17 protein-coding genes and 2 pseudogenes are annotated in these 22,176 nt (G+C 57.3%); 10 read left to right on the plus strand and 9 right to left on the minus strand.

Annotated features, from left to right (window positions below; translation table 11 throughout):
• The first annotated feature begins 273 nt into the window (after positions 1-273).
• Complete coding sequence (gene rluF, locus AAHB66_RS01185) at positions 274-1,149, plus strand: 23S rRNA pseudouridine(2604) synthase RluF (protein ID WP_347114921.1); 876 nt, start codon at positions 274-276, stop codon at positions 1,147-1,149.
• Here the strand turns inward: rluF and AAHB66_RS01190 are convergent.
• The 3 genes and pseudogenes from AAHB66_RS01190 to rtcR all read right to left on the minus strand — a co-directional run bounded on the left by AAHB66_RS01190 (position 1,150) and on the right by rtcR (position 4,119).
• Positions 1,150-1,423 (minus strand): annotated as a pseudogene (locus AAHB66_RS01190) (DUF3811 domain-containing protein). It abuts the gene before it with no gap.
• Positions 1,424-1,486: 63 nt separating this feature from the next.
• The gene (gene panS / locus AAHB66_RS01195; protein WP_142487831.1) at positions 1,487-2,431 is read right to left on the minus strand and encodes a ketopantoate/pantoate/pantothenate transporter PanS; all 945 of its coding nucleotides are present in this window, start codon (positions 2,429-2,431) and stop codon (positions 1,487-1,489) included.
• A 112-nt stretch (positions 2,432-2,543) separates the two neighbouring features.
• Positions 2,544-4,119, minus strand: a pseudogene (gene rtcR, locus AAHB66_RS01200) (RNA repair transcriptional activator RtcR).
• A 188-nt stretch (positions 4,120-4,307) separates the two neighbouring features.
• Here rtcR and AAHB66_RS01205 point away from each other — a divergent pair.
• Both AAHB66_RS01205 and AAHB66_RS01210 read left to right on the plus strand, forming a co-directional pair.
• A complete protein-coding gene (locus AAHB66_RS01205) occupies positions 4,308-5,534 on the plus strand; it encodes an RtcB family protein (protein ID WP_347114922.1) in 1,227 nt (408 codons plus the stop codon).
• Positions 5,535-5,539: 5 nt separating this feature from the next.
• On the plus strand, positions 5,540-6,328 hold the full coding sequence (locus AAHB66_RS01210; RefSeq protein ID WP_347114923.1) for a nucleotidyltransferase domain-containing protein: 789 nt from the start codon (positions 5,540-5,542) through the stop codon (positions 6,326-6,328).
• 31 nt (positions 6,329-6,359) lie between these two features.
• On the opposite strand, the gene lysC is transcribed toward AAHB66_RS01210, so the two are convergent.
• Entirely contained in the window at positions 6,360-7,709 is a 1,350-nt protein-coding gene (gene lysC, locus AAHB66_RS01215; RefSeq protein WP_347114924.1) for a lysine-sensitive aspartokinase 3, read from the minus strand.
• Between the two features lie 304 nt (positions 7,710-8,013).
• Here lysC and pgi point away from each other — a divergent pair, with 304 nt between their 5' ends.
• Together pgi and psiE are read left to right on the plus strand one after the other, a co-directional pair.
• Positions 8,014-9,663 carry a glucose-6-phosphate isomerase gene (gene pgi, locus AAHB66_RS01220; protein WP_347114925.1) on the plus strand — a complete coding sequence of 550 codons (1,650 nt, stop codon included), beginning with the start codon at positions 8,014-8,016 and terminating at the stop codon, positions 9,661-9,663.
• 179 nt (positions 9,664-9,842) lie between these two features.
• On the plus strand, positions 9,843-10,253 hold the full coding sequence (gene psiE, locus AAHB66_RS01225; RefSeq protein ID WP_103825384.1) for a phosphate-starvation-inducible protein PsiE: 411 nt from the start codon (positions 9,843-9,845) through the stop codon (positions 10,251-10,253).
• A gap of 52 nt (positions 10,254-10,305) precedes the next feature.
• On the opposite strand, the gene malG is transcribed toward psiE, so the two are convergent.
• The 4 genes from malG to malE form a co-directional block, all read right to left on the minus strand.
• Positions 10,306-11,238, minus strand: a complete 933-nt coding sequence (gene malG / locus AAHB66_RS01230; protein ID WP_347114926.1) for a maltose ABC transporter permease MalG — start codon at positions 11,236-11,238, stop codon at positions 10,306-10,308.
• A gap of 14 nt (positions 11,239-11,252) precedes the next feature.
• Complete coding sequence (gene malF, locus AAHB66_RS01235; RefSeq protein WP_347114927.1) at positions 11,253-12,665, minus strand: maltose ABC transporter permease MalF; 1,413 nt, start codon at positions 12,663-12,665, stop codon at positions 11,253-11,255.
• Positions 12,616-12,798 (minus strand): hypothetical protein, encoded by a 183-nt coding sequence (locus AAHB66_RS01240; RefSeq protein ID WP_347114928.1) that lies wholly within the window; start codon positions 12,796-12,798, stop codon positions 12,616-12,618. Before AAHB66_RS01240 ends, malF begins: the two co-directional genes overlap by 50 nt.
• Positions 12,799-12,918: 120 nt before the next feature.
• Positions 12,919-14,109, minus strand: a complete 1,191-nt coding sequence (gene malE / locus AAHB66_RS01245; RefSeq protein WP_032615953.1) for a maltose/maltodextrin ABC transporter substrate-binding protein MalE — start codon at positions 14,107-14,109, stop codon at positions 12,919-12,921.
• 370 nt (positions 14,110-14,479) lie between these two features.
• Between malE and malK the strand changes: the two genes are divergently transcribed.
• The 5 genes from malK to ubiA all read left to right on the plus strand — a co-directional run bounded on the left by malK (position 14,480) and on the right by ubiA (position 19,609).
• Positions 14,480-15,589 carry a maltose/maltodextrin ABC transporter ATP-binding protein MalK gene (gene malK / locus AAHB66_RS01250; protein ID WP_347114929.1) on the plus strand — a complete coding sequence of 370 codons (1,110 nt, stop codon included), beginning with the start codon at positions 14,480-14,482 and terminating at the stop codon, positions 15,587-15,589.
• A gap of 71 nt (positions 15,590-15,660) precedes the next feature.
• A complete protein-coding gene (locus AAHB66_RS01255) occupies positions 15,661-16,968 on the plus strand; it encodes a maltoporin (RefSeq protein WP_347116401.1) in 1,308 nt (435 codons plus the stop codon).
• A 113-nt stretch (positions 16,969-17,081) separates the two neighbouring features.
• Positions 17,082-18,047, plus strand: coding sequence for a maltose operon protein MalM (gene malM, locus AAHB66_RS01260; protein WP_347114930.1), 966 nt, complete (start codon positions 17,082-17,084; stop codon positions 18,045-18,047).
• A 182-nt stretch (positions 18,048-18,229) separates the two neighbouring features.
• Positions 18,230-18,727, plus strand: a complete 498-nt coding sequence (gene ubiC / locus AAHB66_RS01265) for a chorismate lyase (protein ID WP_347114931.1) — start codon at positions 18,230-18,232, stop codon at positions 18,725-18,727.
• A 12-nt stretch (positions 18,728-18,739) separates the two neighbouring features.
• On the plus strand, positions 18,740-19,609 hold the full coding sequence (gene ubiA / locus AAHB66_RS01270; protein WP_347114932.1) for a 4-hydroxybenzoate octaprenyltransferase: 870 nt from the start codon (positions 18,740-18,742) through the stop codon (positions 19,607-19,609).
• Between the two features lie 95 nt (positions 19,610-19,704).
• On the opposite strand, the gene plsB is transcribed toward ubiA, so the two are convergent.
• Entirely contained in the window at positions 19,705-22,125 is a 2,421-nt protein-coding gene (gene plsB / locus AAHB66_RS01275; protein WP_347114933.1) for a glycerol-3-phosphate 1-O-acyltransferase PlsB, read from the minus strand.
• Between the last annotated feature and the right edge of the window lie 51 nt (positions 22,126-22,176).

A 22,176-nucleotide genomic window follows, 5' to 3' on the forward strand; every position in this document is an offset into this window, starting at 1 on the left:
CGATAGCCGGGTCGCAATCAGCGTGTTTACACGTCTGTCCTTAATGCTATTTTGCCAGCGCCGAAAGACTTCTGTCTGGACAATCGTCTTCATCATACCTCCCTGTATTTTATAAACTACAATGCGGATTAACAAGTGGACGAGAAAAATTAGGAGGCGATAGCGGGCAAGTAAAGAGGGATATCGGTGATTCTGAATGCGTCTCGTATTTCTTGGTACTTAACTTTTTACCAGCTCAAACCTAAGGTATATTTCGCCTCTACAGGAGAAATTATGCTGCCAACTCAATCCACCCGATTAAACAAATACATTAGCGAGAGCGGGATCTGCTCGCGTCGCGAGGCTGACCGTTATATCGAACAAGGCAACGTGTTTATCAATGGTAAACGCGCCACCATTGGCGATCAGGTCGTCCCTGGCGACGTCGTAAAAGTAAATGGTCAACTGATCGAGCCCCGGGACGAAGAGGACCTGGTGTTTATCGCGCTGAATAAACCGGTTGGCATTGTCAGTACCACAGAAGATGGCGAGCGCGACAACATCGTTGATTTCGTCAACCACAGCAGCCGTATCTTCCCGATTGGTCGTCTGGATAAAGACTCCCAGGGGCTGATTTTCCTCACCAACCACGGCGATCTGGTGAATAAGATCCTGCGTGCCGGTAACGACCACGAGAAAGAGTACATCGTCACGGTTAACAAGCCGGTGACGGACGAATTCATTCGCGGCATGGGGGCGGGCGTGCCGATCCTCGGCACGGTCACGAAGAAGTGCAAGGTGAAGAAAGAGGCGCCGTTCGCCTTCCGTATCACCCTGGTTCAGGGCCTAAACCGCCAGATCCGCCGCATGTGCGAACATTTTGGCTTTGAAGTGACGAAGCTGGAACGTACCCGCATCATGAACGTCAGCCTCTCCGGCATCCCGCTGGGCGAGTGGCGCGATCTGACTGGCGATGAACTGATTGAGCTGTTCAGGCTGATCGAGAACTCCTCCTCAGAAGCCAAGCCGAAAGCGAAGGCAAAACCGAAAGCGCAGGGCATTAAACGACCGGTGGTCAAAGCCCCGCAGGCGGAAGAGAAAAGTAAAGCCAAACCGGCCGGGAACGGGAAACGCTTTACCCAGCCAGGGCGCAAAAAGAAAGGGCGCTGATTAGCGCCTTCCACGGGTTGGGGTATTTGCCGACCAGGAGAATGTCGCCTCTTTATCCACTTTATAAGCCTGCTCTTTTTTAAGCTTGCGGGCTTTTTTTAGCGTCCAGTTCACGCTGCGCCATCAGTTTGTCGATGTACTCTTTCTTAACGTGATTGGTTTCGGCGTTGGTCAGCAGTCGGCCATGGGCGATACGGGCGCGATCGAGCAGGGTTTTCAGCTCGCGCTGCTCGCTCTCCGTCATCTCTTTCTGGGTCAATCTCGGTGTGGACATACCTGAAGCCTCCTGTGGACGAGGCTTCAGTGTAAAGCATGCCTTCGCTGTCGCGAAGCTGAATTACCCTTCCTTCACCACATCGCGTTTCTTTTGCTCATCGATCGGCTTACCCGACCAGTAACCCGCCAGCAGCGAGCCGGACAGGTTATGCCATACCGAGAACAGCGCGCCAGGCAGTGCCGCCAGCGGCGAGAAGTAAATTTTGCCGAGCGCAGCGGCCAGGCCGGAGTTCTGCATCCCTACCTCAATCGCCAGCGTACGGCAGGTGGATTCGTCAAAGCCGAAGAGCTTCCCGCCCCAGTAACCACCCAGCAGGCCGATGGTGTTGTGCAGCACCACCGCGATAATCACCACAAAGCCGACAGAGGCGATATGCGCCGCAGAACCGGCCACCACGGCGCTGATAATCGCCAGAATGCAGACCATCGAAAACGCCGGCAGATACGGCTCCACGGCTTTCACCAGCCGCGGGAACAGGTGGTGGATAATCAGCCCCAGCGCAATCGGGATCACGACGATCTGCAGAATGCTCAGCAGCATCCCCATCACATCCACCTGAATGTGGGCATCCACGTACAGACGGGTCAGCAGCGGGGTCGCCACCACGCCCACCAGGGTGGAGACGGAGGAGATGGTCACCGACAGCGCCACATCGCCTTTCGCCAGATAGATCATCACGTTGGAGGCCGTACCGCTGGCCACGCTGCCTACCAGCACCATCCCGGCGGAGAGATCCGGCGGCATTTTAAAGGCGATAGCCAGCGCCCATGCCGCCAGCGGCATCACCAGGTAGTGCAGGAAAATACCCGCCGCGACCGGGGCCGGGCGTGACAGCACGCGTTTAAAATCATCGACTTTCAGGTGCACGCCCATGCCGAACATGATCAGCATTAGCAGCGTGGTGACCCACGGGCCGATAGCGGTAAAGGTGGATGGCGTGTAATACGCGAGAACAGAGAGCAGCAGCGCCCATAATGGGAACAGCCGGGTGATGGCGGATAACATACGGATTCCTTGCGATTGTGTTGTGTCATGTAGTTATAAAAAAAGCCGGGTTCGAGCCCGGCTTAGAGATAGTGTTTATCCTGCTAATGAATTTTGTTCAACCAAATTTTCTTCATGATCCCGGGTGAAGGCTTTCCCAGCTCAGCCCAAAGCGGGCGAGATATTTGCGCAGCCGGTCGGCATCGTTAGGGTTGACCTTTTTCATCCGGGAGACTGCAAAAAGTTCCCGACCGGCCTCGGATAATGAGGCGCTACGACGGCACACCTCCAGCACGGTTTCCAGCTGTCGCTGGTCGAAGAGATCGCGTTCCATCGCCGCTGATGGCGTGGCGGTTTGCCAGCTCTCCTGCAGCCTGGCGATCTCTTCCTCAACAAGCGCTAAGGTGATACGCCCCTGCTCGGCAAGGGTAGCCATTCGTGCCACAGAAGAGCCCAGTTCACGAAAGTTACCCCGCCATAACGCCTGAGGCGAGTCAGCAAAACGCAGATAGCGCTCGCGCGCCTCTTTATCGAAGCGAACCTGAGATTGTGCTTCGGCCGCAAAGCGCTGCAGCTCGTACTCCACGTTAGGGGCGATATCCTCCCGGCGCTGCGCCAGGCCGGGCAGGGCAAAACTCCACATATTGATGCGGGCGTAGAGATCCTCACGGAAACGGCTTTCCGCCACCCACTGACGCATATCCCGGTGCGTGCCGGCAATCAGCTGAAAATCGCTCCTGACCTCTTTATCGGAGCCAAACGGGAAGAAGGTTTTTTCTTCGATAGCCTTCAACAGCATGGCTTGTTCGTCGAGGCCCAGTTCGGCGATCTCATCTAAAAACAGCACGCCGCCGTCGGCCTCTCGCAGCAGCCCGGCGCGCGCCGTGGCTGCTCCGGTAAAGGCGCCTTTGACATGGCCGAAAAGGGTCGACATAGCGTTGTCACCCCGCAGCGTGGCGCAGTTTACCGCCACCAGCCTGCCTGCCAGCTGATGGCGGGATTGCTTAAGCTGGTAGATACGGTTGGCGAGGAAGGATTTTCCGGCCCCCGTTGGGCCGGTCAGTAACACCGGGGCAGTTGAGCGCAGCGCCACACGTTCAATCTGATCGATCAGGGCGTTAAAGGTGGCATTGCGGGTATCAATCCCGGCTTTGAGGAACGAAATGGACTCCTGCTGTTCACGCTGAAAGCGGCTGGTCAGCGTGGCATAGCGGCTTAAATCCAGGTCGATGATCGAGTAACGTCCGACGGGTACGGCCTCTTCCGGCGCATCCCTGCTGGCGGGGCCGGTCTGGATCAGGCTGGCGGGGAGATACCGCGCTTCGGTCAGCAAAAACCAGCAGATCTGCGCCACGTGGGTGCCGGTGGTGATATGCACCAGGTACTCTTCATGCTCGGTGTCAAACTTGTAGTGGGTGGCGAAGTCGAGGAACGCGGCGTAGACCTCTTCAAAATCCCAGGGATCGGCAATGGTGACGGGGCACGGGCGCACGGTGGTATGGGGTGAAAGCAGCCTGATATCTTCCGTTATCTGTTCTGCCATCCCCCCGATCCTGGGGCTGGTGGAGGAGCTCAAGCCGGTCGACGGGGAGATCGGGCTGCTGGCAAAGCGCGACCGTTGGGCGCCATTTGCGTAAGCGGTTAGCCCGCTTGCCGCGTTTGTCCATCACCGTGCCCAAGACCCCAATAACCACCTGCCGCTTTTTCATGTTTATCCTGCAAGATAAAAACCGATACTAAAAGATAAAAATATTCTGCGGGTTAAGCAATAATTGAAGAAGGCCTGTTAATTAAATTTAATATAATCAAAAGGATATGTTTTATTTGTGGAGACTAAATATTCTGGCACGCTTCTGGCAATACTTCTCAGTAACAGACAGCCCTGAGGGTCAGCACCATGAAACAGAATGATTTTGACGTGTTAACGGCGCAACACAGCGCCCCGGTAAAAATGTGGACGCACGGGGTGCCCGTTGAGCCAGAGGCGCGCGAGCAGCTGCTGAATACCGCGAAAATGCCGTTTATTTTTAAACATCTGGCGGTAATGCCGGATGTGCATCTCGGAAAAGGGTCCACCATTGGCAGCGTGATCCCCACCAAAGGGGCCATTATTCCGGCGGCTGTGGGGGTGGATATCGGCTGCGGGATGATCGCCGTGCGGACGTCGCTTCTGGCAGGCGATCTGCCGGATAACCTTCACGGGCTGCGTAGCGCCATTGAACAGGCGGTGCCGCATGGGCGCACCAACACCCGCTCCCGCCGCGACAAAGGGGCATGGGAAAAGACGCCGGATGAAGTGGATAACCACTGGCGTCAGCTGGCGCCACGCTTCAGGCGTCTGACGGATAAGTATCCGCAACTGCTGAAAACCAATAACCATCAGCATCTCGGGACGCTGGGCACCGGGAACCACTTTATCGAGATCTGCCTGGACGAGCAGCAGCGCGTGTGGGTCATGCTGCACAGCGGCTCGCGTGGCGTGGGTAATGCCATCGGCAACGTGTTTATCACCCTGGCGCAGAAAGATATGCAGCAGCACATCGCCAACCTGCCGGACAGAAATCTGGCCTATTTCCAGGAGGGAAGCCGGCACTATAACGACTACATCGAAGCCGTGGAGTGGGCGCAGGATTTTGCCCGCCATAACCGCGAGGTGATGATGTCGCGGGTGCTGGCCGCGCTGTCGCGCATCGTGCCAAAGCCTTTCCTGACCCAGCAGGAGGCGGTGAATTGCCATCACAACTATGTGCAGAAAGAGCGTCATTTTGGTGAAGAGGTGCTGGTGACGCGCAAAGGGGCGGTGTCGGCGCAGAAGGGCGAGATGGGGATCATCCCCGGCTCGATGGGGGCGAAAAGCTTTATCGTGCGCGGCCTGGGCAACGAAGAGAGCTTCTGCTCCTGCAGCCATGGGGCAGGGCGGGTGATGAGCCGCACGGCGGCCAAAAAACGCTTCACCGTTGCCGATCAGATCCGCGCCACGGCCCACGTCGAGTGCAGAAAAGACAACGAGGTCATCGACGAGATCCCGATGGCCTATAAAGACATCGATGCCGTCATGGCGGCGCAAGCATCCCTGGTCGAAATCGTCCATACGTTGCGCCAGGTGGTATGTGTAAAAGGATAAAGCAGATGGCTGATAACGGTGTAGATACCGCCATGCGCGAGCGCGTACGGCAGCAACTCAACGAAATAGAACAACGATTTAATGTGACCGTGCTTTACGCCTGTGAATCGGGCAGCCGGGGCTGGGGCTTTGCGTCGCCGGACAGCGATTATGACGTGCGCTTCCTGTATGTGCATAAATCTGACTGGTATTTGCGCGTAGAGCCGCAGCGGGACGTGATCGAGCTGCCGATAGACGACGAGCTGGACGTGAGCGGCTGGGAGTGGCGCAAGGCGCTTGGCCTGCTGAAAGCGGCCAACCCTACGCTTATCGAGTGGCTGGATTCGCCGGTGGTCTATCAGCAGAGCGAAACGGTGATAGCGGAACTACGCGCGCAGGTGCCCGCCTGGTTTTCCCCGGTTCGTGCGCGCTGGCACTACTACTCCATGGCGCGTAAAAACTTCCGCGGTTATTTACAGGGCGAGGAGGTGCGGCTGAAGAAGTACTTTTACGTCCTGCGGCCGCTGCTCGCGGTGCGCTGGGTGGAGGCCGGAAAAGGGATACCGCCGATGCGTTTTGCCGAGCTGCTGGCGGGAAGCGATCTTGATGCGCCGTTACGTCAGGAAATCGATGCTCTGCTGGCGATAAAACAGCGCGCGGGAGAAGCACAATACGGTTTGAGGCGCCCTTTGCTGCACGCTTTTATTCAGCATGAGCTGGAACGGGGCGAAAACCCGCCCGCGCTGCCCGACAGCCGGGATGGCAAAATAGCCTCGCTGGATTCACTGCTGATGAGAACGGTGCTGGCGGGATAAAAAAATGGCCCGGTTTCCCGGGCCGTTTCTGTTACTCAAACAAGTTATGATGCAGCTTCTGCACGACCTGCTCGGCTTCAGCGCCAGGCACCAGGAAGCACAGGTTGTAGCTGGATGCGCCATAGCAAATCATGCGGATGTTGAACGGCTCCATCACGCCAAACACCTCTTTGCCCACGCCGCTGGCGCGGGACAGCTCGTTACCGATGATCGCCACCAGGGCGAGATCTTCTTCCACCTCGACGCGGCACAGTTCCGACAGCTCCATCAGCAGGGACTGGGTCAGCAGGGTATCGCCGGTGGAGGTTGAGCCGGTGGTATCCAGGGTCAGGGCAATGTTCACTTCTGAGGTGGTCACCAGGTCCACCGAGATGCTGTGGCGCGCCAGGATGCTAAACACTTCTGCCAGGAAGCCGCGGGAGTGCAGCATGCTCAGGCTGTGCAGGGTCAGCAGGGTCTGTTTGCGACGCAGGGCGATGGCGCGGAACAGCGGTGGGTTTTCAGTGGTGTTGCACACGATAGTGCCGCCCGCTTTCGGATCTTTGCTGGAACCGACGAAGACCGGGATATTGCTGCGTACCGCAGGCATCAGCGTCGCCGGGTGCAGCACTTTCGCGCCAAAGGTCGCCATCTCAGCGGCTTCTTCAAAGGCAATCACATCAATACGTTTTGCCGCAGGCACCACGCGCGGGTCGGTGGTGTAGATACCCGGCACGTCCGTCCAGATATCGACGCGGGAGGCCTGCAGGGCTTCACCCAGCAGGGCTGCGGTGTAGTCGCTGCCGCCACGACCCAGGGTAGTGGTGCGGCCTTTGGCTTCGCTGCCGATAAAGCCCTGGGTGATGACAATCCCTTCCGCCAGGCGCGGCGCCAGCTGTTGGGTGGTCAGTTCGGCAATGGCGGTCACGTCCGGCTCGGCGCGGCCAAAGCGGTCGCTGGTGCGCAGCACTTTACGCACGTCAAACCACTGCGACTGAACGTTACGCTCGCGCAGCACTTCGACAAACAGCAGGGTCGACATCAGCTCACCGTGGCTGACGAGCTCGTCAGTCAGGGCGGTGGAGGTGGCCAGAGAGGCGGCTTCCGCCAGGGTGATGATATTTTCCAGCAGGCGCTCGATCTCTTCGCTGATCACGCTCGGATTGCGCAGGCGGCCAAGAATATCAAACTGAATTTTGTGCAGCGCTTCGAGCTTCGCCTGGCGCTCGCTCGCTTCCAGCCCTTCAGCAAGGGCGACCAGCAGATTGGTGACGCCAGCCGAAGCGGACAACACCACCAGGCGGGTATCAGGATCGGCCAGCACCACATCGGCGCTGCGGTTCATGGCATCAAAATCGGCCACGCTGGTACCGCCAAATTTGGCGACAACAAAACTCGTCATAACAACCTCGTGTCAGGGAAGGAAAAAAGCGACCATGGCACAAGGACAAAATAGTTTTATCGGTGCAGGCGCAAATACCGTGTGTATAAATAAAATGTGCAGGGGATCCTGTCAACGCCGGGATTATGCGGATTTTTCATGCTGCCTTCCATATGAGAAACAGGACTTATAACAGCTATACTTTTGGAGCTTTTACGCTGCACTTGATGCAGGCCAGGCCAATGGCATAAAAACCATCACAATTTTTGGCGACAGAGGCTACAATCGACCGAGGTCACAATTCTCAATTCAGAAGAGTATTGCTATGAAAAATATCAACCCAACGCAGACTTCAGCCTGGCAGGCATTACAGAAACATTTTGAAGAAATGAAAGACGTCACCATCGCGGAACTGTTCGCGGAAGACGGCGATCGTTTCAGCAAGTTCTCCGCGACCTTCGACGATCGGATGCTGGTGGATTTTTCCAAAAACCGCATCACTGAAGAGACGCTGGCAAAACTGCAGGATCTGGCGAAAGAGACCGATCTGAGCGGTGCCATCAAGTCCATGTTCTCCGGTGAGAAGATCAACCGCACCGAAGACCGCGCGGTGCTGCACGTGGCCCTGCGTAACCGTAGCAATACCCCAATTATCGTTGACGGCAAAGATGTGATGCCGGAAGTGAACGCCGTCCTGGAAAAGATGAAATCCTTCTCTGAAGCGATCATCTCCGGCAGCTGGAAAGGCTACACCGGCAAGGCGATCACCGACGTGGTGAACATCGGTATCGGCGGCTCCGACCTCGGCCCGTTCATGGTGACCGAAGCGCTGCGTCCGTACAAAAACCACCTCAACATGCATTTCGTTTCTAACGTCGATGGTACCCACATCGCCGAAGTGCTGAAAAACGTGAACCCGGAAACCACCCTGTTCCTGGTAGCGTCCAAAACCTTCACCACTCAGGAAACCATGACCAACGCCCACAGCGCGCGCGACTGGTTCCTGAAAACGGCCGGTGACCAGCAGCACGTAGCGAAACACTTCGCGGCGCTCTCCACTAACGCCAAAGCGGTGGGCGAGTTCGGCATCGACACCGCCAACATGTTTGAATTCTGGGACTGGGTGGGCGGTCGCTACTCCCTGTGGTCCGCTATCGGCCTGTCGATCATCCTCTCCGTGGGCTACGACAACTTCGTTGAGCTGCTCTCCGGCGCGCACGCGATGGATAACCACTTCGCCACCACCGCACCAGAGAAAAACCTGCCGGTACTGCTGGCGCTGATCGGCATCTGGTACAACAACTTCTTCGGCGCTGAAACCGAAGCGATCCTGCCGTACGACCAGTACATGCACCGTTTCGCGGCCTACTTCCAGCAGGGCAACATGGAATCCAACGGTAAATACGTTGACCGTAACGGCAACGCCGTGGATTACCAGACCGGCCCAATCATCTGGGGTGAGCCAGGCACCAACGGCCAGCACGCGTTCTACCAGCTGATCCACCAGGGTACCAAAATGGTTCCTTGCGATTTCATCGCCCCGGCCATTACCCACAACCCGCTGTCTGACCACCATCCGAAGCTGCTGTCGAACTTCTTCGCGCAAACTGAAGCGCTGGCGTTTGGTAAAGCGCGTGATGTGGTTGAGCAGGAGTATCGCGACCAGGGTAAAGATCCGGCGACTCTGGACCACGTGGTGCCGTTCAAAGTGTTCGAAGGCAACCGCCCGACCAACTCCATCCTGCTGCGTGAGATCACCCCGTTCAGCCTGGGCGCGCTGATTGCCCTCTATGAGCACAAAATCTTCACCCAGGGTGCGATCCTGAACATCTTCACCTTCGACCAGTGGGGCGTAGAGCTGGGCAAACAGCTGGCTAACCGCATTCTGCCGGAGCTGGGTGATAACCAGGATATCAGCAGCCACGACAGCTCCACCAACGGTCTGATTAACCGTTACAAAGCCTGGCGCGCATAAGTAAGTCTGCTGCGGTCTGTGTGCCCGGTGGCGCTACGCTTACCGGGCCTACAAAACCCTGTAGGCCGGGCAAACGAAGTGCCGCCCGGCAGATCTGAACAAAATATAAACAAAAAATATAGATCCCCGTCACATTTTTGCGTTATACAGGAACCTCGCCCCGGAGAATGAGGTGCTGTATGACATCCCTGACTCGCCCGCGCGTTGAGTTTATCTCAACCATTCTGCAGACCGTGCTGAACCTGGGTCTGCTGAGCCTTGGCCTGATCCTGGTCGTCTTCCTCGGTAAAGAGACGGTGCATCTGGCTGATGTGCTTTTTGCCCCTGAGCAAACCAGCAAATACGAGCTGGTTGAAGGGCTGGTGGTTTACTTTCTCTACTTCGAATTTATCGCCCTGATCGTCAAGTACTTTCAGTCTGGCTTTCACTTCCCGCTGCGCTACTTTGTCTACATTGGTATCACCGCGATTGTGCGACTGATTATCGTCGATCATAAATCGCCCCTCGACGTGCTGCTCTACTCGGCGGCGATCCTGCTGCTGGTGGTGACACTCTGGCTGTGCAACTCGAAGCGACTGAAGCGGGAATAAAAAAAGGCGGCCCGAGGGCCGCCGAATACAGTCACAAGTTTGGATCAAGACATCAAGGCAAAGTTGAGGGTTGCAGTGGCATAACAATGAAACTTAACCTTTCACGCCCCCCCGCGGTCAGGCCGTTCACCAGCCAGCGCTGGGCCAGCAGGAACACGACGGTGATCGGGATAGCGGAGAGTACGGCGGCTGCGGCAAAGTCGCCCCACAGGTAGTTTTGTGGGTTGAGGTATTGCTGCATCCCTACCGCCAGGGTGTAGCTGTTCACATCACGCAGCAGCAGCGATGCGACCGGCACTTCGGTGATAGCGGCGATAAACGACAGAATAAAGACCACCGCCAGAATCGGCACGGAGAGCGGCAGCAGCACCAGGCGGAACGCCTGCCACGGAGTGGCGCCATCCAGCGAGGCCGCTTCTTCCAGCGAGTTGTCGATGGTTTCGAAATAGCCCTTGATGGTCCAGACGTGCAGCGCGATCCCGCCGAGGTAGGCGAAGATCACCCCACCGTGGGTGTTCAGACCGATGAACGGCACGTACTGGCCGAGACGGTCAAACAACGCGTACAGGGCCACCAGCGACAGTACCGCCGGGAACATCTGGAAAATCAGCATCCCTTTCAGCAGCGTCGCTTTCCCCTTGAAGCGCATACGGGCAAAGGCGTAGGCGCAGGTGGTGGAGAGCGTCACGATACCGATCGCAGTGATGGTGGCGACTTTCACCGAGTTCCACAGCCACAGCAGGACCGGGAACGGCGGCGGCGTGACGCGGCCATCGGCGTGCTCCACGCTGAAGCCCAGCGCCAGCTTCCAGTGCTCCCAGGATATTTGATCCGGGATCAGGCTGCCGGTGGCGAAGTTACCCGAACGCAGGGAGATGGCGATAACCATCAGCAGCGGGAACATGATCGCCGCGATAAAAATCAGCAGGCCTAAGTGCGTGGCGAAGAGGCGCAGCTTCTGAGATTTGGGTTGGACCATAGACATGTTCTGTGCCCTCCTTAGTCGAATTTCATGCGTGTGGCTTTCAGGTTCACAATCGCCAGCGCGCCTACCAGCAGGAAGATCAGGGTGGCAATCGCTGCCGCCAGACCGAAGTCCTGACCGCCGCCGCCTTCGAAGGCGATACGGTAGGTGTAGCTCACGAGCAGGTCGGTATAACCGGCTGGCGTGGTGGTGCCGAGACGGTCCGGGCCACCGTTGGTCAACAGCTGAATCAGCACGAAGTTGTTAAAGTTAAAGGCGAAGCTGGCGATCATCAGCGGCGTCAGCGGCTTGATCAGCAGCGGGAGCGTAATCTTAAAGAAGTTCTGAAACGGGGTCGCACCGTCCATCGCCGAGGCTTCGTACAGGTCGTCCGGAATCGCCTTCAGCAGCCCCATGCACAGGATCATCATGTACGGATAGCCGAGCCAGGTGTTGACGATAACGATCATGGTGCGGGCGGTGGTCGGGTCGCTGAACCAGGCCGGCTTGATGCCAAACAGCCCGCTCAGCATCATGTTGATTTCACCAAAGCTCTGGTTGAACAGGCCCTTGAAAATCAGAATCGAGATGAACGACGGTACGGCATACGGCAGGATCAGCAGGACACGGTAAATCGCTTTCCCTTTTAACGCTTCCCACTGCACCAGGCAGGCCAGCACCATGCCGACGGCCACGGTCAGGATCACGGTCAGTACCGAGAAGACCACGGTCCAGACGAATATGGCGAAGAACGGCTTCTGAATGCCTTCGTCGGTGAAGACGCGGGTAAAGTTGTCCCAGCCAATGGTGACGGTATAGCCCGGGCTGAGCTTATCGTCGCCCCAGTTACCGTCGGCATTCACGGATTGATAGAAGCCAATCTCGTTGTTCGGACGGTACTTCACGCCGGTCTGGTTGTTGGTGAGCGTGCTGTTATCGCCCAGCGTGTAGAGCGGGCGGGTGCCGGAGAACTGGCGCAGCGAGCTCATGATCACTTTGCTTTCGTCCGGCAGCTCGGCGGTAATCTGGGTCAATGCCTGTCGGTTCTGGGTGATGACACGCAGGTTAGCGCGCTCGCCTTCCGGCAGGGCGTCGGCTTCTTTCAGGGCCAGTTTCTGCTCGCCGCCAAATTTAAAGGCGTCGGAGACGTAGTTTTTGCCCGTTGCATCGTCGGTCAGCGCCAGCTTCCACTCATCACCGGCCGGGTAGAGGCCAAAGTTGAAGGTCTTACCGGCCTGATAGGAACGGTCCATCAGCACCTGCTGGGCACGTTCTTGCGCGAGCTGGTTGGTGCTGCTGTAGTTGGTAAAGGCAATGGCGATGGTGCAGATCAGCGGGAACAGGACAAACAGCCCCATCCCGGCCACGCCCGGATAGACATAGCGCCAGGCGTAGGCTTTACGATTGGCGAAAATATAGAGGCCGACCGCGCTTAAAATCAGCGTCATGGCGGCAAACAGGTACTCCCCCCTGGGCGTACATCAAAACAATAAGGTAACCCACCAGCAAGCCCAGCAGACCAATCACTGACCATTTCAGCGTGTCGCTTTGCCACCAGTGTTTCTTTTTAACGACATCCATGGGGATCTTCCTCTACAACTGTGAAAACTTATTGTCAGGTGGCGCTCCGCTTACCTGACCTACGGTTCGAACCGTAGTTGTAGGGCGGGTAAGCGAAGCGCCACCCGCCGCTGTTACTTACTACTTAGTAATACGACCCTGAGCATCTTTCAGCGCGGCATCCACAGTCTGACGACCGCTGGCGGCGTTGATCACCGCAGTACGGGTGGCATACCAGAAGGCAGCCATCTGTGGGATGTTCGGCATGATTTCGCCTTTCTCGGCGTTGCTCATGGTGGCGGCGATACGTGGATCTTTCGCCAGCGTCTCCTGGAAGGATTTCAGCGCCACGGCACCCAGCGGTTTGTCCTTGTTCACTTCTTCCAGACCCTGATCGGTCAGCAGGTAGTTTTCCAGGAACTCTTTCGCCAGCTCTTTGTTCGGGCTGGCGGCGTTGATACCGGCACTCAGCACGCCAACGAACGGTTTAGACGGCTTGCCGTTGAAGGTTGGCAGCACCGCAACGCCGTAGTTGATCTTGCTCTTGTCGATGTTGGACCACGCCCACGGACCGTTGATGGTCATCGCGGTTTCGCCCTTGTTGAAGGCGGCTTCGGCGATGGAGTAATCGGTGTCCGCGTTCATGTGTTTGTTCTTGATCAGGTCAACCAGGAAGGTCAGACCCGCTTTCGCGCCTGCGTTGTCCACGCCGACGTCTTTCACGTCATATTTGCCGTCAGCAAACTTGAACGCGTAACCGCCATCGGCAGCAATCAGCGGCCAGGTGAAGTACGGCTCCTGCAGGTTGAACATCAGCGCGCTCTTACCTTTCGCCTTCAGCTCTTTATCCAGAGCCGGGATCTCTTCCCAGGTTTTCGGCGGGTTAGGTACGAGGTCTTTGTTGTAGATCAGGGAGAGCGATTCAACCGCAACCGGGTACGCGATCAGCTTGCCGTTGTAACGCACGGCATCCCAGGTGAACGGGAACAGCTTGTCCTGGAAGGCTTTATCCGGAGAGACTTCCGCCAGCAGGCCAGACTGTGCGTAGCCGCCGAAACGGTCATGCGCCCAGAAGATAATGTCCGGGCCGTCGCCGGTCGCCGCAACCTGCGGGAATTTCTCTTCCAGTTTGTCCGGATGTTCAACGGTGACTTTGATGCCGGTATCTTTCTCGAATTTTTTACCCACTTCGGCCAGGCCGTTGTAGCCTTTGTCGCCGTTAATCCAGATTACCAGCTTACCTTCTTCAATTTTGGCGAGCGCCGGAGCGGAGATCATCATTGCTGCAAGGGCGGACAATGCGAAAACGCGTGCGCCAGTCTTGATATTCATATCTGCCATCCTTTTTGGTGATGTGCTGTGGATACATGAGGTGGTTCAACGTCGCTCAGTCTCCTTATTTGACATCCTCTTTCCATCCTCCCGTCCCCTACGCCCCACCCCCGTTTTATGTGATCTGCGTTGCATAAAATTGAGTTATGTGTCCCAGCGCACATAAAAGTACGGTGAATTTTGCCAGTGACATCACGAATTTAGCCTCAGCCCCCCGGCCGCGCTGGCTGAGTCCTCTCTCTCATCCTCCCGCCTCCTCCCCCCATAAAAAAGGCAGGGGGTGGAGGATTCGCGACGCCGCGCGATACCGCATAGTCAGCCCATATTGAATGTTTCTGTCGATGACAGGTTGTAACGAAGGGAGTAGGGCATGGCGAGCGTAGAACTGCGTAACGTAACGAAAGCCTGGGGTGACGTGGTGGTATCAAAAGATATCAACCTCGATATCCAGGAAGGCGAATTCGTGGTTTTTGTTGGCCCGTCAGGCTGCGGTAAATCCACGCTGCTGCGCATGATTGCCGGTCTGGAAACCATCACCAGCGGTGATTTGATGATTGGCGATACCCGGATGAACGATATCCCACCTGCGGAGCGCGGCGTCGGGATGGTATTCCAGTCCTATGCGCTCTATCCGCATCTCTCCGTTGCCGAGAACATGTCGTTCGGCCTGAAGCTGGCCGGCGCCAAAAAAGAGACCATCAACCAGCGCGTGACCCAGGTCGCCGAGGTGCTCCAGCTGGCGCACCTGCTAGATCGTAAGCCGAAGGCGCTCTCCGGTGGCCAGCGTCAGCGTGTGGCGATTGGCCGTACGCTGGTGGCGGAACCGCGCGTGTTCCTGCTCGATGAGCCACTGTCGAACCTCGACGCCGCGCTGCGCGTGCAGATGCGTATTGAAATCTCCCGTCTGCACAAGCGTCTGGGTCGCACCATGATTTACGTCACCCACGATCAGGTCGAAGCGATGACCCTGGCCGACAAGATTGTGGTGCTGGATGCCGGTCGCGTGGCACAGGTGGGCAAACCGCTGGAACTCTATCACTACCCGGCAGACCGCTTTGTTGCGGGCTTTATTGGCTCGCCAAAGATGAACTTCCTGCCGGTCAAAGTCACCGCCACCGCTATCGAACAGGTTCAGGTAGAGCTGCCGAACCGCCAGCAGGTGTGGTTACCGGTAGACAGTGCAAACGTCAACGTGGGGGCAAACATGTCCCTCGGGATCCGCCCTGAGCATCTGCTGCCGAGCCACATCGCTGATGTGACGCTGGAAGGCGAGGTTCAGGTGGTTGAGCAACTTGGTCATGAAACACAGATTCATATCCAGATCCCCGCCATTCGTCAGAACCTGGTGTACCGCCAGAATGACGTGGTGTTGGTAAAAGAGGGTGCCACATTCGCTATCGGCTTGCCGCCAGAGCGCTGCCATCTCTTCCGGGAAGATGGCACTGCATGTCGTCGGTTGCATCAGGAGCCAGGCGTTTAAGCAATCCCAATAATAAGCACGAAACCATCAGGTGAAGTGTTCAAAGAAAAGCAATGATCTCAGGAGATAGAATAATGATTACTCTGCGCAAAGTCCCTCTGGCGGTCGCCATTGCGGCAGGCATCCTGTCTGCCCAGGCCGGCGCTGTAGACTTTAAAGGTTATGCTCGTTCTGGCATTGGCTGGACCGGGAGTGGTGGCGAACAGCAGTGTTTCCAGGCAACAGGTGCACAAAGTAAATACCGTCTTGGTAACGAATGTGAAACCTATGCCGAACTGAAACTGGGCCAGGAAGTGTGGAAAGAAGGCGACAAGAGCTTCTACTTCGACACCAACGTAGCCTACTCTGTTTCACAGCAGAACGACTGGGAATCAACCAGCCCGGCCTTCCGTGAAGCAAACGTGCAGGGTAAAAACCTGATTGAATGGCTGCCAGGCTCTACCATCTGGGCCGGTAAGCGCTTCTATCAGCGTCATGACGTCCACATGATCGACTTCTACTACTGGGATATTTCAGGTCCTGGTGCAGGTATCGAAAACATCGATCTGGGCTTCGGTAAACTCTCTCTGGCAGCCACCCGCTCTTCTGAGTCCGGCGGTTCTGCGACCTTCGCCGATCGTGATGCGAATGGCGACCGTATTTATGACAACGTCGTGCCAAACGATGTCTTCGATATCCGTTTAGCGGGCATGGAAATCAACCCAGGCGGTACCCTGGAGCTGGGCGTTGACTACGGTCATACCAACATTCCTGACGACTTCTACCTGCAGCCTGGCGCCTCTAAAGATGGCTGGTTGTTCACTGCTGAACACACCCAGAGCATGCTGAAAGGCTTCAACAAGTTCGTTCTGCAGTACGGCACGGACTCCATGACCTCTAACGGCAAAGGTATTCCACAGGGCGGTAACGTTGATAACGACGGCTCTCTGCTGCGCGTTCTCGACCACGGTGCCATCACCCTGGCTGACCAGTGGGATCTGATGTACGTCGGTATGTACCAGAACATCGACCGTGACAACAACAACGGTACCGAGTGGTGGACCGTCGGTGTTCGTCCAATGTTCAAATGGACACCAATCATGTCCACCCTGCTGGAAGTGGGCTACGACAACGTCAAATCTCAGAAAACTGACGACACCAACAGCCAGTACAAAATCACCCTGGCACAGCAGTGGCAGGCAGGCGACAGCATCTGGTCTCGTCCGGCTATCCGTGTATTCGCAACCTACGCCAAGTGGGATGAGAAATGGGGTTACGCAAACAACGGCGATACTGGCTACACCTCTGGCATCGCGTATAACGACACCTCTACCAAAACCTTCAGCCGCGGCGACAACGATGAGTGGACCTTCGGCGCCCAGATGGAAATCTGGTGGTAATACGTAACACCTGATGTACTGACCTAAAAGAGGGGCGTAAGCCCCTCTCTTCGTAGAGTCCTGCGCGCTATTGCCTGGCCACCGCAGTGCTTATGCTATCTGAGGTAAAAACAATGAAAATGAAGAAAAGTCTCGTCGCGCTGTGCCTCTCTGCAGGGTTGCTGGCAAGTGCCCCAGCCATCACTCTCGCTAACGTCAACTTTGTACCGCAAAACACCAGCGCCGCGCCTGCAGTTCCGGCCGCTGCGCTGCAACAGCTGGTCTGGACGCCTGTCGACCAGTCGAAAGCCCAGACCACTCAGCTTTCTACCGGCGGTCAGTCCCTGAATGTGCCGGGGATCGCCGGCCCGGTGGCGGCCTACAGCGTGCCTGCCAATATCGGTGAAATCACCCTGACGCTGAACAGTATTGTGAACAAGCAAACCAGCGTCTTCGCCCCGAACGTGCTGATTCTGGATCAGAACCTGACGCCATCGGCCTACTTCCCGAGCGAGTACTTCACCTACCAGGAGCCGGGCGTAATGAGCGCTGACCGCCTGGAAGGGGTAATGCGCCTGACGCCTGCACTGGGCCAGCAAAAACTGTATGTGCTGGTGTTTACTACCGATAAAGATCTGCAGCAATCCACCAAACTCATCAACCCGGCAAAAGCCTATGCCAAAGGCACCGGCAACGCCGTACCGGATATTCCTGACCCGCTTGCCCGCCACGTCACCGACGGTGAGCTGCGGTTGAAAGTTTCCACCAACAGCGCCTCCAGCGTGCTGGTTGGCCCGCTGTTTGGTTCTTCCGGCACCGGCCCGGTGACCGTGGGTAACACCGCAGCACCTGCTCCGGTCTATGCCGCGCCAGTCGCAGCCCCGGCCACCGCTACACCGGCGACCGCTGCTGCCCCGGTCGCTGCGAAGAAGAGCGAGCCGGTGCTTAACGACACCGAAACCTACTTCAATCAGGCCATTAAACAGGCAGTAGATAAAGGCGATGTCGACAAGGCGCTGAAACTCCTTGATGAAGCCGAGCGTTTAGGCTCGACCACTGCCCGTTCCACCTTTATCAGCAGTGTAAAAGGCAAGGGGTGACCGTCTCCCCACAGTGCTGATTTTGTCAGTAGTTTGGTGCGCCCTTACGGGCGCACTTTTTTTTGCACGGTCTGCCGCTGTTGCATCTCTGTTGCGATAATGTTCGCTAGTTCACGTTTGCCCGCCCCCATTCCGCGTTTCTGCGATACAATAGCTTCACGTTATGTATCGGAGAGTCTGGCATGTCACACCCCGCGCTAACGCAACTGCGCGCGCTGCGTTATTTTGACGAAATCCCTGCGCTGGAACCGGAGCAGCTCGACTGGCTGCTGCTGGAAGATTCCATGACCAAACGTTTTGAGCAGCAGGGCAAAAAGGTCACCGTCACCCTCATTCAGGAGGGATTTGTCACGCCTGACGCGGTCGCGGATGAGCTGCCGTTGCTGCCGCAGGAGGCACGCTACTGGCTGCGGGAGATCCTGCTCTGTGCCGACGGCGAGCCGTGGCTGGCCGGACGCACCGTGGTGCCTGAATCCACGCTCACCGGGCCGGAGCTGGCGCTGCAGCAGATGGGCAAAACCCCGCTGGGGCGTTATCTGTTCACCTCCTCCGAACTTACCCGAGATTTTATTGAAATTGGTCGCGATGCCGGGCTGTGGGGACGCCGTTCCCGCCTGCGCTTAAGTGGTAAGCCCCTGATGCTGACCGAGCTGTTTTTACCGGCGTCGCCGTTGTACTAAGAGGAAGAAAAAATGGAGTGGAGTCTGACGCAGAACAAGCTGCTGGCGTACCACCGCTTGATGCGAACCGACAAGCCGATCGGTGCGCTGCTGCTGCTGTGGCCGACCCTGTGGGCGCTGTGGGTGGCAACCCCCGGGCTGCCGCCGCTGTGGATCCTGGCGGTATTTGTGGCGGGCGTCTGGTTGATGCGTGCGGCAGGCTGTGTCGTCAACGACTATGCCGATCGTAAGTTTGACGGCCATGTGAAACGCACCGCGAATCGTCCGCTGCCGAGCGGCGATGTCACCGAGAAAGAGGCGCGCACGCTGTTTGTGGTGCTGGTGCTGCTGTCGTTCCTGTTAGTGCTGACCCTGAACACCATGACCATTCTGCTCTCCGTCGCAGCGCTGGCCCTGGCCTGGGTCTACCCGTTTATGAAGCGCTACACCCATCTGCCGCAGGTGGTGCTGGGGGCGGCCTTTGGCTGGTCGATCCCGATGGCGTTTGCCGCCGTCAGCGAAAGCGTGCCCTTGAGCTGTTGGCTGATGTTCCTGGCGAATATCCTCTGGGCGGTAGCCTACGATACCCAGTACGCGATGGTCGACCGGGACGATGACCTGAAAATCGGCATCAAATCCACCGCCATTCTGTTTGGCCGTCAGGACAAGCTGATCATCGGGATTTTACAGGTGGCAGTGCTGGGGCTGATGGTGGCGATTGGTTATCTGAACCAGCTGAACGGGGCCTTTTACGCCGCAGTCGCGGCGGCAGGGATACTGTTTATCTACCAGCAGAAGCTTATCGCCAACCGCGAGCGCGACGCCTGTTTTAAAGCGTTTCTTAATAACAACTACGTCGGTCTGGTGCTGTTTGTCGGGTTAGCGATTAGCTACTGGGCATAAAAAAATGCCCGGTGGCGCTAGCGCTTACCGGGCCTACAGGTTCTGCTAAATCGTAGGCCGGGTAAGGCGGAGCCGCCACCCGGCATTTTTATGCACTACTCGCCCTGCGTCGCGCTCTCAATCGTTAAGCGCACGTCGGAGGTAATCAGGTCTGCCAGCATCTGGTACACCTTCATCGTCTCTTCCGGCTCGGCATCACCACTGTCGCTGATATAACCCTCGTCACGCAGCGTCAACACCAGCGAACTGAAGACCGCTTTGTCGAAGAACTCCGGCGCGTTGATGCCGTGCAGCATCGACAGACGCTGTGCCAGCGTGCGGCTCTCTTTCTCCAGCGTACCGCGGTTGATCGACGGGTTAGCGCTCAGCAGCCAGAAGGTAATGGCGTAGCGCTGCACGGTTTCGCGTGCGCCCGCCGCCAGCAGCTGCAGCGTGCGTGCCCGGGATGGGTTGATCAGCAGAACGTCCTCTTTCTGCGAAATCAGTCCCTGGCGGGTCAGCTCTGCAATCTGCTGATCCAGCACCTCAACCAGCTCCTCGTTGTTCCAGCGCAGGAACAGCTCGGCTTTCAGCATCGGATAGAGGGCGGTGACGTGCTCCAGCAGCGCCTGACGGCTGATCTGGCGATGCTGGGTAATGATGGCAGCCATCAGCGAAGGCAGCATCAGCATATGCGCAATGTTGTTACGGTAGTAGGTCATCAGTACCGCCTGCTCGCGCGGCAGAATGATGATATCGCCGATGGTATCCTTCTCGACCTCGAACTTATTCATCTGCAGCGCGTGCTCGATCAGTTCGCTGGCGCTGGCGGTCGGCACCGTGGCATCTGCCGCGTAAGGCACGTTGCGCATCAGGTTCAGGTAGCAGTCGAGCTGCTCGGTCAGCTGCTCGCGGGTGAGCGAGCGCTGGCGAGAGGCCAACAGGGCGGTACAACACAGGTTCATGGCGTTGGCCGCCCCGGCGTTGTTAATGCGCACCATCAGGTCGGCAGCAATGGCGTTCACCGTTGGCGTCAGCCAGGCAGGACGCACCGCTTCGATCGGATCGATGGACTCGCGCCACTCCGGCACACGGTGGTTGAGGTAGGTCATCAGCGGCATAGGTTCGCCGAAGTTGACATACCCCTGGCCGAGGTTACGCAGCTTGCTCAGGCCGCGCAGCATCTGCAGCAGGCTCTCTTTCTCTTTGGTAGCACCGCGCAGCTCTTTGGCGTAAGTACCCACTTCCATCACGTGCTCGTAACCGATGTAGATCGGCACCAGGGTGATTGGACGCGTACCGCCGCGCAGCATCGCCTGAATGGTCATCGACAGGGTGCCGGTCTTCGGATCGAGCAGACGCCCGGTACGGGAACGGCCACCCTCCACGAAATATTCCACCGAGTAGCCGCGGCTGAACAGCTCGCCCAGATACTCACGGAACACCGTAGAGTAGAGCTTGTTGCCCTTAAAGGTACGGCGAATAAAGAACGCACCCAGACGGCGGAAGATCGGGCCTGCCGGCCAGAAGTTAAGGTTGATACCCGCAGCGATGTGCGGCGGCACCAGCCCCTGGTGATAGAGCACGTACGAGAGCAGCAGGTAGTCCATGTGGCTGCGGTGGCAGGGCACGTAGACAATCTCATGGCCGTCGTGAGCGAGCTGGCGCACACGCTCGGCGTTGTGCACGTTGATCCCCTGATAGAGACGGTTCCAGGTAAAGCTCAGGATACGGTCGCTGAGGCGGATCATCTCGTAGGAGAAGTTAGCCGCAATCTCTTCCATCAGGGCGATGGCGTTTTGCTGCGCCTTCTCATGGGAGATTTTTTTGCTGCGCGCTTCGTCTTCGACAGCGCGGGCGATCGCTTTCGAGGCCAGCAGCTTGTTAAACAGATCCTGACGAGCCGGCAGACGCGGGCCTACCGCGGCCAGACGCTGACGGGCAAAGTGCATGCGCGCCACGCGTGCCAGCTTCTGGGCGATGGTCTTATCCGTACCGTGCTCATCGGCCATGCGGCGCAGTGAGACTGACGGCGAGAAACGCACAAAGCTGTCGCGGCCCAGCCAGTTGACGGCGAAAAATTTCTGCACCCCGTTGAGCATGCGCAACGGCGGGTTTTCCTCGCCTTTATCGCGCCCCGGACGGCGGCCAAACATCACCGACACCGGCACCATCTGCACGTCAAGCAGCGGGTTGCTGCGGTGCAGATCGAGGTAGTCATGGAACAGCTTGATCGACTCTTCTTTCGGCGTGTACCAGGTGAACACGCGAGGGCCACCGTGGATAAAGATGTAGCGCGGCAACAGGGTGCCGTCGATCTCCAGCGGCTCCAGCGGATCGGGGAGATCGTGCGCCAGGCACTGGGCGCGCAGCGTCAGCAAGTCGGCCTTCGAGTTATAAGGCAAAACGTACATAATAGGACGCGAGGTATCGAGTCCTAACTCCAGCGTCGGAACCGCCGGAATAGACTTGCTTTTTACCAGGACGCTTAATGGTAAATTAAGTAATTTGTAGTAAATTCGTGGCCAGCCAGACATAAACGATGTAAAGCCTCTGGTTAAAAATGCAATTGCGGCGCAAGGATAACA

Source organism: Leclercia sp. S52 (assembly GCF_039727615.1).
GTDB lineage: Bacteria > Pseudomonadota > Gammaproteobacteria > Enterobacterales > Enterobacteriaceae > Enterobacter > Enterobacter adecarboxylatus_B.

Bases quoted from the DNA above. Each gene is read 5' to 3' on its own strand.
- rluF (WP_347114921.1), top strand. From the start codon at position 274: ATGCTGCCAACTCAATCCACCCGATTAAACAAATACATTAGCGAGAGC.
- panS (WP_142487831.1), bottom strand. From the start codon at position 2,431: ATGTTATCCGCCATCACCCGGCTGTTCCCATTATGGGCGCTGCTGCTC.
- AAHB66_RS01205 (WP_347114922.1), top strand. From the start codon at position 4,308: ATGAAACAGAATGATTTTGACGTGTTAACGGCGCAACACAGCGCCCCG.
- AAHB66_RS01210 (WP_347114923.1), top strand. From the start codon at position 5,540: ATGGCTGATAACGGTGTAGATACCGCCATGCGCGAGCGCGTACGGCAG.
- lysC (WP_347114924.1), bottom strand. From the start codon at position 7,709: ATGACGAGTTTTGTTGTCGCCAAATTTGGCGGTACCAGCGTGGCCGAT.
- pgi (WP_347114925.1), top strand. From the start codon at position 8,014: ATGAAAAATATCAACCCAACGCAGACTTCAGCCTGGCAGGCATTACAG.
- psiE (WP_103825384.1), top strand. From the start codon at position 9,843: ATGACATCCCTGACTCGCCCGCGCGTTGAGTTTATCTCAACCATTCTG.
- malG (WP_347114926.1), bottom strand. From the start codon at position 11,238: ATGTCTATGGTCCAACCCAAATCTCAGAAGCTGCGCCTCTTCGCCACG.
- malF (WP_347114927.1), bottom strand. From the start codon at position 12,665: ATGACGCTGATTTTAAGCGCGGTCGGCCTCTATATTTTCGCCAATCGT.
- AAHB66_RS01240 (WP_347114928.1), bottom strand. From the start codon at position 12,798: ATGGATGTCGTTAAAAAGAAACACTGGTGGCAAAGCGACACGCTGAAA.
- malE (WP_032615953.1), bottom strand. From the start codon at position 14,109: ATGAATATCAAGACTGGCGCACGCGTTTTCGCATTGTCCGCCCTTGCA.
- malK (WP_347114929.1), top strand. From the start codon at position 14,480: ATGGCGAGCGTAGAACTGCGTAACGTAACGAAAGCCTGGGGTGACGTG.
- malM (WP_347114930.1), top strand. From the start codon at position 17,082: ATGAAAATGAAGAAAAGTCTCGTCGCGCTGTGCCTCTCTGCAGGGTTG.
- ubiC (WP_347114931.1), top strand. From the start codon at position 18,230: ATGTCACACCCCGCGCTAACGCAACTGCGCGCGCTGCGTTATTTTGAC.
- ubiA (WP_347114932.1), top strand. From the start codon at position 18,740: ATGGAGTGGAGTCTGACGCAGAACAAGCTGCTGGCGTACCACCGCTTG.
- plsB (WP_347114933.1), bottom strand. From the start codon at position 22,125: ATGTCTGGCTGGCCACGAATTTACTACAAATTACTTAATTTACCATTA.